This is a genomic window from Phreatobacter sp. GW821-FHT04C01 (assembly GCF_059420385.1).
In genome coordinates, this window is the sequence record NZ_JBWKTP010000002.1 from 33,017 (window position 1) to 48,084 (window position 15,068).

Below are 15,068 nucleotides of genomic sequence, written 5' to 3' on the forward strand. Positions count from 1 at the left end.
CCACAGAGCCTCCCATGCGAACAGTTGCCACGGTCATAGTCGAGATGTTGCGGGACGCGGGCGTCGACCGGGTCTTCAGCGTATCCGGCGAAAGCTATCTCGGCCTCCTCGATGCGCTCGAGAAGAGCAACGGCATCGATGTCGTCACCTGCCGTCACGAAGGCGGGGCCGGCATGATGGCGGTTGCCGACGCCAAGCTCACCGGTCGTCCCGGCGTGTGCATGGTGAGCCGCGGCCCGGGCGCCGCCAATGCGGCGATCGGCGTGCACGCGGCGCATCAGGACACGGTGCCGTTCATCCTGTTCGTCGGGCAGGTGGCGAAGGAGCATCTGCGCCGGGACGCCTTCCAGGAAGTCGACTACGGCAAGTTCTTCTCCGGCACGGTGAAGTGGACGGCCGAGCTGTCCGAGCCGGCGCGCGTGGCCGATGTCGTGTCGCGGGCGATCCATGTCGCGATGTCGGGCACGCCGGGGCCGGTCGTCATATCCCTGCCCGAGGACGTGCTCGCGGAGCCGGTCGACGTGCCGGTTCCCCGGCCGCATCGGCGGCTCCCGGCGCGGCCGGACGGTGCAGCGCTGGACGAGGTGCTGGCGCTTCTGAGGAGCGCCAGCCGGCCGCTGCTGATCGCCGGGGGCGAACTGGCCAATGCCGGTGGCCGGGCGGAACTGCTGGCGGCCGCCACCGCCTGGTCGCTGCCGGTGATGTGCAGCTTCAGGCGGCACGATCTCTTCCCCAACGCCCATCCGTTGTTCGCGGGTGAACTCGGTTTCTTCAATACGCCCGAGCAGATGGCCTGCCTGGAGGAGGCGGACCTCATTCTCGCGGTCGGAACACGGCTCGGCGACCTGACCACACATGGCTATACCTTTCCCGCGTCGCCGGCGCCGCGGCAGAGGCTCGTCCATGTCCACCGGGACGAAGCGGTCCTGGGAACCAATTTCGTCGCCGATATCGCGCTGCCTTGCGGCTCGCAGGCATTCCTGCGGGAGCTCGCCGAGGCAGCGCCCGCGCCGCCGCCGCGCCGTGACGCGTGGACTGGCGAGCTGAAGCGCCATCTCGCCAAGGTGACGACCTGGATCCCGAAGACCGCCCCCGATGGCGTCGTGTTCGGCAATGTGGTCGCGGAACTTGGCCGGCACATCGCTCCTGACGCGATCGTCTCGATGGATGCCGGCGTCTCCGCCGGGATGATGTATCGCTACTATCCCTGGTCTCCGCCCCAGATCCTGCTGACGCCGATCGCCGGCACGATGGGCTGGGGCATGCCCGGCGCCGTTGCCGCCGGCTTGCGCTATCCGGACCGGCAGGTGATCTGCATGATCGGTGACGGCGGCATGCTGATGGGCGGCATGGAGCTGGCCGTCGCGGCGGGGCGAGAGCTGCCGCTGGTGATCATCCTGGCCAACAACGCCAGCTACGGCGCCATCCGGGTCAATCTCGACCGTGCCTATCCCGGCGGCCGCACCGCCACCGAACTCCACAATCCGGATTTCGGGCGGCTGGGCGAGGCCTTCGGGTGCCGGGTGTTCTCCATCGCGGCCGAAGCCGACATCGGCCCCGTGCTCGCCGAGGCTTTCGCGCAGCGCGCCCTCACGCTCGTGGAGGTGAAGACCAGTCTCGCGACGGTCCTTCCCTCGCGCGAGAGCGCATCGCTTGCCGCCACGGGGCCCCGCGCCGTCGCCTCGGTTCTCGAACCGGTCGGCGCGGGGTCATGAGCCGGCCGGCATTTTTTCGCGGCGACGGAGCCGCAATGCCGGGCGGGATCGGACGCTCCACCCCCCGGTGGCTTCGGTTTGGAAACGATATGGCGGGGCCGGCGCCGGCCTGCCTTCAGAAAACGGAGAATGCCAGATGAAGCCGCTAGAGGGGGTGCGTATCCTCACGCTGGAGAGCTTCGGTGCAGCCCCTTACGGGACGATGCTGCTCGCCGATCTCGGCGCGGAGGTCATCAAGATCGAGAATCCCGCCGCGGGGGGAGATGCCTCCCGCTCCGTCGGGCCGCATCTGCTGGGGCCGGAGGACAGCCAGTATTTCCAGTCCTTCAACCTCGGCAAGCAGAGTCTCGCGCTCGACCTGACGATCCCGGCGGACCGGGCATCCTTCCATGCCCTGGTTGCGACGGCCGACGCGGTGGTCAACAACCTGCGCGGCGACCTGCCGGAGAAACTCGGGGTCGACTTCGCGAGCCTCCGCGACATCAACCCGGCTATCGTCTGCCTGCACATCTCCGCCTATGGCCGCGACAACAGTCGCCGCGGCTGGCCGGGTTATGACTTCCTGGCCCAGGCGGAAGCCGGCCTGATGAGCGTGACGGGCGAGCCGGACGGGCCGCCGAGCCGCATCGGCCTGTCGATGATCGACTATATGACGGGCATTACCGGCATGGTCGGCCTGCTCGGATGCCTGATGGCGGCGCGGGCGAGCCGGCGGGGATGCGACGTGGACACCAACCTGTTCGACGTCGCGACGCATCAGCATTGCTATCTCGCCACCTGGTATCTGAACGCCGGCGCCGAACCGCAGCGCCTCCCGCGGAGCGCGCATCCCTCGATCATCCCGGTTCAGTCGGTCCGGACCAAGGATGGCTGGATCTACGTGATGTGCATGAAGGACAAGTTCTGGGAGGCATTCGCGCTGGGCATCGGCCGGGCCGACCTCGTCACCGATCCGCGCTTCTCCAGTCAGGAGGCCCGCCGCGGCAACCGCGACGCGCTCACCGTCGAGCTCGACGCGGCGATGGCGCTGCGCACGACGCAGGAGTGGCTTTCCGTGCTCGCGGGGGGCATCCCGGTGGCGCCCATCTATTCCGTTCCCGAAGCCTTCTCGAACCATTTCATGGCGGAAGCGGGAATGGTGACGTCGGTCCGCCATCCGGCCGAGCCCAATCTGCAGGTTCTGGCATCGCCGCTGAAGATCAATGGCGAGCGCCCGCCCAAAGCGGCATGCCCGCCGCTCGGCTCGGGCAATGCGCGCTATCTCGCGGAACTCGCCGCGCGCGGGCGGGAGCTCGTCTGCGGGAACTAGTCTGATTGCGTTTTCGGCGGCGACGCGGGGGTGTCGTCGGCGTGAGACAGCGGTCGGTCAGGACCTTCGACGCCGGACGGCCGCTTGCCGGTTCCTCGGCGAGGCGCGTCTCTCATTCAACACCAGGACGGCGCAGCGGCCGATCGGTTGCCGTCGCCGCGCAACAACAGGCGGAGCTTTGACATGAATAGGGCAATGGGCGCGCAGGCCGACGAGGACGAGGCGCTGATCCTCGACAGCGTCGATCGCTTCCTCGAGGTGGAGGTGAAGCCTTATGTGCGCGATCTCGACGATCGCGATGAATATCCGACCGAGATGGTCGAAAAGATGAAGGCGCTCGGCCTCTTCGGCTGCACCATCGATGCCGAGTATGGTGGCCTCGGGCTCTCCGCCAAGACCTATGTCAAGGTTATCGAGCGGATGTCGGCGGTGTGGATGTCGGTCGCCGGCATCGTCAACTCTCATCTCATCATGTGCATGGCGGTGCAGCGCTTCGGTACGGAAGCGCAGAAGCGCGCCTACCTGCCGCGTTTCGCGACCGGCGAGTTGCGCGGCGGCGTCGGCCTGACCGAGCCCGATTGCGGAACCGACCTGCAGGCGATCCGCACCGTGGCGCGCCGCGAGGGCGACACTTACGTGGTCAACGGCGCCAAGAGCTGGATCACCAATAGCCTGTACGGCAATACTCTCGCCTTGCTGGTGAAGACCGATCCGAACGCGACGCCGCGGCACAAGGGCATGAGCCTGCTGATCGCGGAGAAGGGACCGGGTTTCACCGTCGCGCGCAAGACGCCCAAGCTCGGCTATCGCGGCATCGAGACCTGCGAACTCGTCTTCGAAGACTATCGGGTTCCCGTCGATCGCCTGATCGGCGGCGTGGAGGGCCATGGCCTGCAGCAGATCCTGGGCGGGCTGGAACTGGGGCGGATCAACGTGGCGGCGCGCGGGGTCGGCGTATCGGCCGCCGCCCTCAAGCAAGCGGTGGCCTATGCGCAGATCCGCCGGACCTTCGGCAAGCCGATCTGCGAGCATCAGGCCATCCAGCTCAAGCTCGCCGAGATGGCGACGCGCACCGAGGCGGCGCGCCTGCTCACCTACAAGGCGGCGGAAGCATTCGACCGTGGCGAACGGTGCGACATGGAGGCCGGCATGGCCAAGTATTTCGCCACCGAAGCGGCCATGGAGAACAGCCAGGAATCGATGCGGATCCACGGCGCCTATGGCTATTCGAAGGAATACGATGTCGAGCGGCTGTATCGCGACGCGCCATTGCTGGTCATCGGCGAAGGAACCAACGAGTTGCAACGCATCATCATCGCCAAGCAACTGGTCGCCCGCAGTCCCGTCTGAGGGGGCGGGAACATCTGAAGGCAGGGCTTCTGGATGCATAACGCGTGCAGCCATCTCTTCGTGCCCGGGGACCGGCCGGAGCGCTTCGCCAAGGCGGCCAGGTCCGGGGCGGATGCCGTCATCATCGATCTCGAGGATGCCGTGGCGTCCGAGCGCAAGGACAGCGCCCGCGACGCCCTGCGCGGCGACTTCGGCTGCCGACCGATCCTCGTGCGCGTCAACGGCATCGGCACGCCCTGGCACGCGGCCGACATGGCCGCGCTCGCCGGACACGGTTTCGCGGCCGTGATCGTGCCCAAGGCGGAGGCGAGCCTTGCATTCGGCGCGCTATGTGAGGCTTCCGCGCTCCCGGTGATCGCTCTGATCGAGGGCGCACGCGGCCTCGCCGATGCGCGCCGCATCGCGAGCACGCGGAACGTCGTGCGCATCGCATTCGGCAGCGTCGACTTCTGCGCCGATCTCGGCTGCGCGCATAGCCGAGAGGCGCTGCTGGCGGCGCGTGGCGAACTGGTCCTGGCCTCGCGCCTCGCAGGGCTGCCCGCGCCGATCGACGGCGTGACGACAATCATCGACGATGCCACGCTGATCGCAAACGATGCGCGCCACGCCCGCGCTCTCGGCTTCGGTGGCAAGCTCTGCATCCATCCGCGCCAGATCGGCGCCATCCATGCGGGCTTCGCGCCCAGCGAAGCCGAAATCGCCTGGGCTCGCAAGGTCCTCGCCAGCGGCGACGGCGCGGTCGCGGTCGACAACGCCATGGTCGACGAGCCGGTGCGGGTCCGGGCTCGTGACACTCTCGCGCGTTCCAGCCGACATGGCGCTCGCCATGCTCTTGTGGCGACGGAACGGCGCCATGACGATACGCGTGACCGTCAAGCGGATGGTTGACCGTGGCGTCAAGACGCCCTGTGAGGCCGGAGGGTTCTGGATCCGGCCCGGCTCTCTGCTCCCAAGGGTTTGCTCCTATGATCGATGCGTTCCGTGATTTTCTCGGCGAGGGCGCGGTGCTGACATCGGCGGAGGACATGGCGGTCCACGCGACCGACTGGCGCCACACGACGAAGGGCACCCCGGCCTGCGTGCTGCGGCCGCGCGACACGGCGGAAGTGGCCGCCGTGATGCGCTTGGCACACCAGCGCGGCATCGCCATCGTTCCGCAAGGCGGCAATACCGGGCTCGCCGCCGGCGCCGTACCGGATGACAGCGGCCTGCAGGTCGTGCTCTCGCTCTCGCGGATGAACGCGATCCGCCATGTCGATCCGGTCGGGATGACGCTGACGGTCGAAGCCGGCTGCATCCTTGCGACGGCCCAGGATGCGGCTGCTGAAGCCGGACGGCTGCTGCCTGTCAGCCTCGCCGCCGAGGGCTCGGCTCAGATCGGCGGCGTGATCGCGACCAATGCCGGCGGCTCCAATGTGCTGCGTTATGGCATGACGCGGCAACTGGTTCTCGGGCTCGAGGTCGTGTTGCCGGATGGCACGATCGTCAACGGCTTGCGGCCGTTGCGCAAGGACAATGCCGGCTATGACTGGAAACAGCTCTATATCGGCACGGAGGGCACACTCGGCGTCGTGACGGCCGCGGTGCTGAGGCTTCTGCCGCAGCCCCGACATGTCGTCACCAGCCTGCTCGCGGTGCCCGATCCGGCGGCGGCGCTGCGTCTGCTCAAGGTGATGCAGGATGAACTCGGCGACACGATCAACGCCTTCGAGCTGATTTCAGGCTTCTCCCTGCATATCGTCGACAGGCATTTCGGATTGAAGGCGCCGGTGGCGGGCGAGGGGTGGTTCGTGCTGCTGGAAGCCTCGGCCAGCCTCGAAGGGCTGCGCCACGCGGTCGAGGCCGCGCTCGCCCGGGCGCTCGACGAGGAGATCGCGACGGATGGTGTGATCGCTGAATCGCAGACCCAGGCGGAGCGGCTCTGGGCGCTGCGCGAGCGTGTCACCGAGGCCGAGCAGAAGGAGGGGCGCAGCCTCAAGCACGACGTTTCCGTGCCGATCCCGGCGCTGCCGGCCTTCCTGGCCGATGCGGCGGCGCGGCTGGAGACCGCGGCTCCCGGCGCGCGGCTCAATGCCTTCGGCCATGCCGGCGATGGTAACGTCCATTTCAACGTGCTGGTGGGGCCGGAGGTGGACGGTGCGGCGCTGAACCGCGCGGTGCATGATGTCGTGGCGGCCCATGGCGGCTCGGTCTCGGCCGAGCACGGCATTGGCGGCTATCGCGTGGCGGAACTCGCGCATTACCGGGCCGGGCCGGAGCTCGACCTCATGCGGTTGATCAAGCGCAGCCTCGATCCGAGGGGAGTGTTGAACCCCGGCAAGGTGATCGCCGCCGAGTGACGTCCTGTTGCCGGAAACGCAGAAGGCTTTCGCCGCGACTTCCAACAATCCTGACCCCGACACCTGATGTCAGAACTTCCAATTGAAAGTGCCACGGATACTTTGGTCGGAAACGCGGGAGCCGAACTGGCCATTATAGGAGATGCCGAGCGTAGCGTTGGGCGCGATAGCAAAGTCGAGGCCCGCCTCAACCACGGCCGCGTCACGCGCGATCGGCACGCCAGCGATCGTGAACGCGGAGCTACCCGAGAAAGCCATGGTAGAAAGCGGCGTCACGTCGCCGAACGCGTGGCGCCAGCCGAACGTGCCACGGACCGTGGCGTCGATGCCGCCAAGATTGAAGGTCGTCGAGGCACGCAGACCCAGTGTGGTGAAGGCCGTACCCGTCGAGCTGGCGTTGCTGGATAGCGCCGCTGCTTTGCCGGTCTCGCGGAGGCTGTCCGTATGAATGCTCACATAAGCCAGGTTGGCGAAAGGCTCGAAACCGACATTCCCGGCATGGATACCATAGGCCAGTTCGCCAAAGGCCTGTGCTGTTGCGGCATTGTACCTGCCTTTCAGGCTATCGGAGAAGCCGGGGAAAACAACCGAGCGGCTGGTGGAGATGTCGTGCCATGTATAAGCTGCACCGGTGCGCAAGGCGAGATTGCCCCACTGAGTGCCGCCATAAAGGCCGAGGTGATAATTGTCGCTGGTGCCCGACGAACTGCGGTCGCGAACGCTGAAGTTGGTGCGGCTGTAGCCGGCCAGGAGGCCGAGACGCCAAGTGTCGAAGGCAAGCGCATCACCGCCGACGAAGAAGCCTCCGGTTGAGCGGTTGAGGCGCGCGGCATTGCCGTCACCGTTGGTATGGCCCCAGGAGCCGAAGACGCGGCCCCAGAACGCGAAGCGGTCGGTGGTGGCTGGCACATATTCGGGGCCGCCGGATGCGTAGCTCATCACCGGCGTCCTGGCCGCGCCGACGGCATCGAAGGCCGAGCGCAGACGGTCGATCGCCGCCTCGCGCACGAAGCGGCTGTCTTCGATCAGCGCCGTCTTCGCGGAGGCGTGCATTTCGCCCGAGAGCTGATCGAACGCATGGCGGGCGGTCGGCATATCAAGCGGGACAAGAGCGTTCACCAACGGGCTCGACGGTGACACTGTGTCCAACCCTCCGCCGGTCGCGATCTGGTTGAGCGTCTGGCCAGCCGAGGCGAAGGTCACGGTGCTGCGGGAAATGTCGAGATAGGCGTTGTTCGGATCGTAGCTCAGGCCGAACGAAAGGAACGGCGTCGAAAGCGACTGCGTCAGCCCATCGAAGACCCCCGACCGGCCGCCGGCCGCCGTCAGAATGGTGTAGCGCGTTCCTAGCCTATAGGTGCCTGGCGCATTGAAGACCTGGACCGTTCCTCCGTTGATCGTCGCTATGCCAGTCGCATTGATCCGGTCGGATTGACCAGCCGCATTCACCTCGACCTGATAGATCGAGCCCGCCTTGAAGGTCACGGTGCCAATGACATTCAAGGTGCCGATCGAGTTACCCGGCGCGACAGTGCCGCCGACATTGACGACCAACCCGCCGACGGTACCGTTGCCGCCGAGCGTGCCGCTGTTGTTCACCGTCACGGGGCTTGCCGCGATCGAGCCGTTGACGACGAGCGTGCCGCCATCGACCATGGTGGGGCCGGTGAAGGCGTCGCTTGTCGCGGTCAGGACGGTCGTGCCGGCTTCGACCAACACCGCACCCGCGCCGGACATGACAGGAGCGAACATGTAGTCCGAGGCCGTGTGGTTGAAGACGATCCGGCCGTTGCCCGCCCCGAAAGCGACGGTCGGGGTGTTCAACGTACCGGGCGCCGCGGCGGGGTCGCCGATCCCGGCGCCGATGTTGAGCGTGCCGGTCGAACCGGCGTTAGCGGCAATGGTGACGCCCGAAGCCGAGACCGAGCCGCCGTTCTGGATGGTCAGCTTACCGGTGCCGGAATAGCCGACATAGAGAATGTCGGAATTGGTCCAGGTCGAGCCATCCACCGTCACCGTGCCGGTCGCGCTGGGGGTGGCGCCGATAACTCCGAACGTGTTGCTGACCTTGCCGCCGTTCCGGATCGTCAGATTGGCGGCGCCGGAATAGCCGACAGCAAGAGCACTGGAATTGGTCCAGGTCGAGCTGAAGCCGTCCACGGTCACCGTGCCGGTCGAGCCGGTGTTGGAGCCGATGAACCCGAACGTGCTGCTGACCGTGCCACCGTTCCGGATCGTCATCGTGCCGGCGCCGGAGTTGCCGACAATGATGTCGCCGGAATTCGTCCAGGTCGTACCGGAACCGTCGACCGTCACCGTGCCGGTCGTGCCGCCGTTGAGGCTGATAACTCCGAACGTGCTGCTGACCTTGCCACCGTTCTGGATGGTCAGCGTGCCATTATTCGTGATGCCGCCATTCGCGGTCAGCGCGCCTCCGTCAGTGACGGTGACGAGGCCGCTATTGGTCAGCGGCCCTGCGAGGGTATAGTCGCCGGTGGCTGCGACAGCGAGGGTTGCGCCGCTGGCGTTGCCGAACGTGCTATTGCCGGTGACGACGCTGGTAACGTTGAAAATACCGCCGGCGTTGTTGACGATCGCGCCGTTGAGCGCACCGCCATTGGCGTTCACCGTGCCGGCGTTGGACACGCCGCCCGAGACGCTGCCGCCGGTCTGGGTGAAGGTCGCCCCCGCATTGTTGGTCACGCTGCCGGCAACCGTGCCGGCGTTCTCGAACCTCGCGTTGTTGGTGACGTTGGAGGTGATACCGCCTGTCGACGTGATCGCCAGCGTGCCGCCATTGATCGTCGTCGGGCCGGTGTAGGTGTTCATCGCCGAAAGTGTCAGTCCGCCGCTGGCCAGCGTCAGCCCCAGCCGGCCCGCGCCGCCATCGCGGATCAGGCCGGAGAAGGATGAGTTTCCTGCGGTCGAGCCGTCGATCGTCAGGATGCTGCCGGCAGCGCCGCCATTCTCGATCACACCCGAACCGGCCGACAAACTCTGGATGGCGCCGACCACGGTGCTGTAACCGTTGAGCCGCAACGTACCGCCGACGCCGCCAAATTGATTGTCAAAATTGACCGTCACATCCTTCGTGAGCGCATTGTCGGCCAGCACGTTCAATGTGCTGGTGTGGTAGAAATACTGCGCCCCGCCGCTGACGGCATTGGCGGCGGAGGCGTTGAGAGTGCTGGTGTTGTTGAAATTCTGCTCCCCGCCGCTGACGGCATTGGCGACCGAGGCGTTCAGCGAACTGGTGTCGTAGAAAAACTGCAACCCGCCGCTGACGGCATTGGCGGCCGAGGCGTTGAGCTTGCTGGTGTCGCCGAAATTCTGCGTCCCACCGCTCACCGTATTGGCGACCGAGGCGTTGAGCTTGCTGGTGTCGCCGAAATTCTGCGTCCCACCGCTCACCGCATTGGCGACCGAGGCGTTGAGCACGCTGGTGCTGTAGAAATTCTGCGTCCCGCCGCTGACGGCATTGGCTGCCGAGGCGTTGAGTACGCTGGAGTCGATGAAAAACTGCGTCCCACCGCTGACGGCATTGGCAGCCGAGGCGTTGAGTGTGCTGGTGATGTAGAAATATTGCGTCCCGCCGCTGACCGCATTGGCGGCCAAGGCGTTGAGCGCGCTGGTGTCGTTGAAACCCTGAAACCCGCCGCTGACGGCATTGGCGGCAGAGGCGTTGAGCACGCTGGTGTTGTAGAATATCTGCGTCCCGCCGCTGATCGCACTAGCGGCGGAAGCGTTGAGCACGCTGGCGTTGTTGAAATTCTGCGTCCCGCCGCTGACGGCGTAGGATGCCGAGGCGTTCAGCGCGCTGGTCTGGTTGAAAACCTGGGTTCCGCCGCTGACGGCGTTGGCCGCTGAGGCGTTCAGCGTGCTGGTGCCCCAGAATTCCTGCGTCCCGCCGCTGACGGCATGGGCGGCTGAGGCGTTGAGCACGCTGGTATCGTAGAAATACTGCTCCCCGCCGCTGACGGCATTGGCGGCCGAGGCGTTGAGTGCGCTGGTGGCGTTGAAATTCTGCCTCCCACCGCTGACGGCGTTGGCGGCCGAGGCGTTGAGTGCACCGCTCTCCCAGAAGTACTGCGTCCCGCCGCTGACGGCGTTGGCGGCAGAGGCGTTCAGCGCGCTGGTTTTGTTGAAATACTGATACCCGCCGCTGACGGCATTGGCGGCGGAGGCGTTGAGCGTGCTGCCGTCGTAGAAATACTGCGTCCCGCCGCTGACGGCATCGGCGGCCGAGGCGTTCAGCGCGCTGGTGTTGTTGAAATTCTGCGTCCCGCCGCTCACGGCATTGGCGGCCGAGGCGTTGAGTGTGCTGGTGATGTAGAAATTCTGCGTCCCGCCGCTGACGGCATTGGCGGACGAGGCGTTCAGTGCGCTGGTGTCGAGGAAAATCTGCGACCCGCCGCTGACGGCATCGGCAGTCGAGGCGTCGAGCGTGCTGCTGGTGTAGAAATACTGATACCCGCCGCTGACGGCATTGGCGGCAGAGGCGCTGAGCACGCTGGTGTTGTAGAAATACTGCCTCCCGCCGCTGACGGCATTGGCGGCCGAGGCGTTCAGCGCGCTGGTGTCGTAGAAAAGCTGCGTCCCGCTGGCAAATGGGCCACTCGTCGTCTGGCTGCCGGTGAAGGTCTGCGCGGCAGCTTCCGATCTCAGGCAGATGGCCACAACCCCAACCAGCGCCGTGCTCCCGAGCAGAAGGGAGATGCGGCTCTCGCCACGATTGTTATTCATGATCCTCGCCCCCGCACCGTAGCCAGCCACTTCAGAAATAAAGGCAACGCGCAGCTTGCGATCGGCGCAGGGGCTCTTTTTCTTCGGCGCAAGGGCTCATCTCATGATGAGCCGGCATACAATGATGCGGGCAGTTGAAAGCGGCTTGGGGAAGATTTAAACGAAGACATGGAGGACAGGCTTTTATTATCGACAAACTCCGTCGAGCCGGATTTGCGCAGCGATTACTGGCGCGAGATGGTTGCCCCGTTTTTTGATGCCGAGCCGCTTGAAAGTGCGCGCAACACCCATCTGGAAGGATCGATCGACGCACGTTTTATTGCCGGACTGATCGTCTCCCGTACGACCTTCGGTGCCCAGCACCTTAACCGAAGCCGGCGCCTGACCCTGAGGAGTGAGATGAGCGATTTCTACATGCTCGAACTTTTCACGGCGGTGAACGGAAAGATGGATTGCCAGGGGCACACGATGACCATCGAAGATGGCGATGTCTGCCTTCTGGATCTTGGCCGGGCTTTTACAAGTCAGTTTTCTGCTGGTTCAGGGCTGCCCCTTGTTTTGCCGCGCGCGCCGCTGGATCGGGCGCTGGCCGGCCGGCCCCTGGACGGCCTCGTCCTCAAGGCCGGCCTGCCGGTCACCCAGCTGATTTCCGATCTCATTTTGAGTCTGGACCGCTTGCCATCCATGGGCATCGCGGTTGCGCTCGCCATCGAGGAGGCGGTCACGACGCTGCTCGTCTCCGTGATTGCCGGCCGGACGGTCGACGAGCTGCCGGAGGATCCGGTGCTGAGCCGCATATTCCGCCAACGTGTCCTGCAATTCATCGATGCGAACCTACACCGCCCGGACCTCGATCTGGCACTTCTCATGCAGCAGTTCCGGGTGTCGCGCTCCCATCTTTACCGGATGTTCGCCGGGGACGGCGGGGTGCGGGCCGTCATCCGCGACAGGCGGCTGAATGCCGCCTACCGCCAGCTCCTTTCGCACCGAGGCAAGACCGCTTCGATCACCAGCATTGCCCACAAGTTGGGTTTCTCCAGCAGCAATCAGTTCTTGCGGGCTTTCCGCGAGCAGTTTGGCGTGACGCCGAGCGAGGTTCGGTATGAGGGCATGTCGATTGCGTCTGGCGAGGCGGAACGCGGTTTCCAGGCCTATCTTCGCAAAGTGAAGCGATAGCTTGGATGTTCAGTCCCGGCATGGCCATGTCTTGCTGGTCTTGCCAGCCTTCGCCATGATGGCGGCGATCCGCTACCATGCCAAAGCCAAGCCGCAGCCCCCAAAAAAATAAGAACCTCCACAAGGCGCAAAACCGGCACTTGATCCGCTGGCCAGTTCAGGAAATCCGCCGCATTGCAAACCCGTCTGGCCCAACGGCGTATCGAACCCGCACATGTCATCGCCTGGTCGCTCTGGCGGCGGGTTCATCAAGCGGCCGAAAGACAAGCTCATCTCAAGTCAAAAGCGCAACTGTAATGTTAGAGCGCGAAACGCCGGATCGTGTCGTCATGTTCGGTGGAGATACGGGCAACTGCGAGGCAGTGAGGGCAACACGCGCAGTTGCAAGGTTAGCGACTGGAGAAGTGCGACACCGACTTGATGTCTTGTTCTTTTCTGAGCGCTGTCCGACGCTGCATTAGGTTGGGAGCCAAGCACTTGCGATACAGATCGCAAGCGACAGAGTTCGCACATCCTGAGGTGTAATGGCGCGCCCGAAAGGATTCGAACCTCTGACCCCCAGATTCGTAGTCTGGTGCTCTATCCAGCTGAGCTACGGGCGCGCGCCGCGTTCGGAAGCGACGAGCGCCTCGAACGGAGGCGGTCGAATAAGCTGTTTCTCCGAGGATTGCAAGAGCATGTCCGGCACCTTGTGGATGATTTCTCGGGTGCCGCGAAAACACTGGATTTGGCCAAGGCCCGGCGAGCACGGTGCCGGAGCGGGCGTCGGCCGAAGACCTGCTGCCCTGCGCGAATCCATCGCCGCCTGGCGTGCGGTGACCGAAGCCGTCGCGGCGCCCGGTGGTCTTGATTCGGCGATCGGCCATTGGCCAGGCGAGCGCCGGGGCGGCGGCCGTTCAGGCGCGCCGCTTCTGCGTCTTGCGGACGGCGGCCAGATCGATCGGCCGATCGGGAATGGCGATCCGGAAGGTCGCGCCCAAAGTGCCCTCGGCGAGCGCGATGGTGCCGCCATGGGTGCGCACCAGTTCGGAGGCGATGGCAAGGCCGAGGCCGGTGCCGCCGGGCCGCGTCGAGCCCTGGAAGGCTTCGAACAGGTGGGCGCGTGCCCGCTCGGGAATGCCGGGACCGGTGTCGGAAATCTCGATGACGGTGACGGCGCCTTCGCGCCGGCCGATGACCCGGATCTGGTCGCGAACGGGATCGTTCGGCGCGCGCGCCTCGAGCGCCTGCTGGGCATTGCGGCCGATATTGAGCAGCACCCGGAACAGGTGATCGGGATCGGCATCGATGGTCAGGGTGTCGGGCACGGCGTTGACGAAGGCGATCCGCGCTTCGTGGCCGAGGCCCATGGTGTCGCGCACCTCGTCGGCAAGCCCGGCCAAGGCGACGGCGCTGCGCTGAGGAGGGGCCTCATGAGCCCTGCCATAAGACAGCGTCGACTGGCAAAAGGCGATGGCGCGGTCGAGGGCCTGGATCATTTTCGGCGCGAAGCGCTGCACCGTCGGGTCGGGCACATCGGCCAGCCGGTCGGAAAACAGCTGCGCCGAGGCGAGCAGATTGCGCAGGTCGTGGTTGATCTTGGAGACCGCCAGGCCCAGCGCCGCGAGACGCGAGCGCTGCGCCAGCATGTCGTGCAGCGACTGCTGCATGGTCTGCAGTTCGTATTCGGCGACACCGACCTCGTCCTTGCGCCCGCTGGGCACGATGACCCGGCTCAGATCCTCCGGGTTTTCGCGGAAGGCGATCATCGTATTGGTCAGGCGCGCCATCGGCCGGACGAACATGAGATGCAAGGTGAGATAGACCAGCGCCGCGGTAATGCCGGAAATGAACAGCGAGAGCAGCAGAATGGTCTTCGAGAAGCGCAGCATGGCGCGCCGCAGCGGCGTTTCGTCCATGACGATCTCGACGAAATCGCCGGCGCGGGGTGCCGTGCCCATGACCCGGAGCGTGCGGCCGTCGCGTGCGAACAGGGTTTCGAACGCGCTTTCGATCGAGCCGAGCAAGGTGCGCTCGCGCACGTCGACGGTGACGTCGACCTCGGGCGGCTGTTCCGACACGGCGAGCAGGCGGCGGGCCTGACCGGTCTTCAGAGCCACGGCCTGGGCGCCGGCGCTGTTCAGCAGTTCACGCACCAGCGCTTCCGGCACCATGCCGCTGGGGGCCGCCTCCAGCACCAGGGCGGCGGTGCGCGCGGAGGCCAGCCGGTCGTCCAGCCAGCTCATGCGGTAATTGGCGATGGAGGGCAGGAAAATCAGGATTTCCGCCACCATCACGAAGATGCCGGTCAGAATCAGCAGCTTGCCCGAGAGGCCGACGCCGCGCGAGGGAATCGGTGCCGCGACGTCCAGGTCAGCCCGCCGCCGCTCGGCGAGGGCTTTCGCCGCCGCGTCCTCTGCCGGGTCCTGTGACGTCTGTCGCGGCATGAATCAGGAT

General features: G+C 65.7%; 8 protein-coding genes and 1 tRNA gene. 6 read left to right on the plus strand and 3 right to left on the minus strand.

Features of this window, described 5'->3' with window-relative positions:
- Positions 1–14: 14 nt before the first annotated feature.
- From AC07WJ_RS07230 to AC07WJ_RS07250, 5 genes are all read left to right on the plus strand, one after another.
- Positions 15–1,715, plus strand: coding sequence for a thiamine pyrophosphate-binding protein (locus tag AC07WJ_RS07230; protein ID WP_494933887.1), 1,701 nt, complete (start codon positions 15–17; stop codon positions 1,713–1,715).
- On the plus strand, positions 1,654–3,024 hold the full coding sequence (locus tag AC07WJ_RS07235) for a CaiB/BaiF CoA transferase family protein (RefSeq protein WP_494933888.1): 1,371 nt from the start codon (positions 1,654–1,656) through the stop codon (positions 3,022–3,024). Before AC07WJ_RS07230 ends, AC07WJ_RS07235 begins: the two co-directional genes overlap by 62 nt.
- Before the next feature lie 183 nt (positions 3,025–3,207).
- On the plus strand, positions 3,208–4,374 hold the full coding sequence (locus AC07WJ_RS07240; RefSeq protein ID WP_494933889.1) for an acyl-CoA dehydrogenase family protein: 1,167 nt from the start codon (positions 3,208–3,210) through the stop codon (positions 4,372–4,374).
- Between the two features lie 33 nt (positions 4,375–4,407).
- Entirely contained in the window at positions 4,408–5,262 is an 855-nt protein-coding gene (locus tag AC07WJ_RS07245; RefSeq protein ID WP_494933890.1) for an HpcH/HpaI aldolase/citrate lyase family protein, read from the plus strand.
- A 77-nt stretch (positions 5,263–5,339) separates the two neighbouring features.
- On the plus strand, positions 5,340–6,713 hold the full coding sequence (locus tag AC07WJ_RS07250) for an FAD-binding oxidoreductase (RefSeq protein WP_494933891.1): 1,374 nt from the start codon (positions 5,340–5,342) through the stop codon (positions 6,711–6,713).
- Positions 6,714–6,782: 69 nt separating this feature from the next.
- On the opposite strand, the gene AC07WJ_RS07255 is transcribed toward AC07WJ_RS07250, so the two are convergent.
- Positions 6,783–11,456 (minus strand): autotransporter domain-containing protein, encoded by a 4,674-nt coding sequence (locus tag AC07WJ_RS07255; RefSeq protein ID WP_494933892.1) that lies wholly within the window; start codon positions 11,454–11,456, stop codon positions 6,783–6,785.
- A gap of 168 nt (positions 11,457–11,624) precedes the next feature.
- Here AC07WJ_RS07255 and AC07WJ_RS07260 point away from each other — a divergent pair, with 168 nt between their 5' ends.
- Entirely contained in the window at positions 11,625–12,632 is a 1,008-nt protein-coding gene (locus AC07WJ_RS07260) for a helix-turn-helix domain-containing protein (RefSeq protein WP_494933893.1), read from the plus strand.
- Positions 12,633–13,157: 525 nt separating this feature from the next.
- On the opposite strand, the gene AC07WJ_RS07265 is transcribed toward AC07WJ_RS07260, so the two are convergent.
- Together AC07WJ_RS07265 and AC07WJ_RS07270 are read right to left on the minus strand one after the other, a co-directional pair.
- Positions 13,158–13,234: transfer RNA gene (locus AC07WJ_RS07265), tRNA-Arg, on the minus strand.
- 294 nt (positions 13,235–13,528) lie between these two features.
- Positions 13,529–15,058 (minus strand): ATP-binding protein, encoded by a 1,530-nt coding sequence (locus AC07WJ_RS07270; protein ID WP_494933894.1) that lies wholly within the window; start codon positions 15,056–15,058, stop codon positions 13,529–13,531.
- Positions 15,059–15,068 lie beyond the last annotated feature (10 nt).

What these genes read in the sequence shown, in the direction of transcription:
- AC07WJ_RS07230 (WP_494933887.1), top strand. Translation starts at nt 15, where the DNA reads ATGCGAACAGTTGCCACGGTCATAGTCGAGATGTTGCGGGACGCGGGC.
- AC07WJ_RS07240 (WP_494933889.1), top strand. Translation starts at nt 3,208, where the DNA reads ATGAATAGGGCAATGGGCGCGCAGGCCGACGAGGACGAGGCGCTGATC.
- AC07WJ_RS07245 (WP_494933890.1), top strand. Translation starts at nt 4,408, where the DNA reads ATGCATAACGCGTGCAGCCATCTCTTCGTGCCCGGGGACCGGCCGGAG.
- AC07WJ_RS07250 (WP_494933891.1), top strand. Translation starts at nt 5,340, where the DNA reads ATGATCGATGCGTTCCGTGATTTTCTCGGCGAGGGCGCGGTGCTGACA.
- AC07WJ_RS07255 (WP_494933892.1), bottom strand. Translation starts at nt 11,456, where the DNA reads ATGAATAACAATCGTGGCGAGAGCCGCATCTCCCTTCTGCTCGGGAGC.
- AC07WJ_RS07260 (WP_494933893.1), top strand. Translation starts at nt 11,625, where the DNA reads ATGGAGGACAGGCTTTTATTATCGACAAACTCCGTCGAGCCGGATTTG.
- AC07WJ_RS07270 (WP_494933894.1), bottom strand. Translation starts at nt 15,058, where the DNA reads ATGCCGCGACAGACGTCACAGGACCCGGCAGAGGACGCGGCGGCGAAA.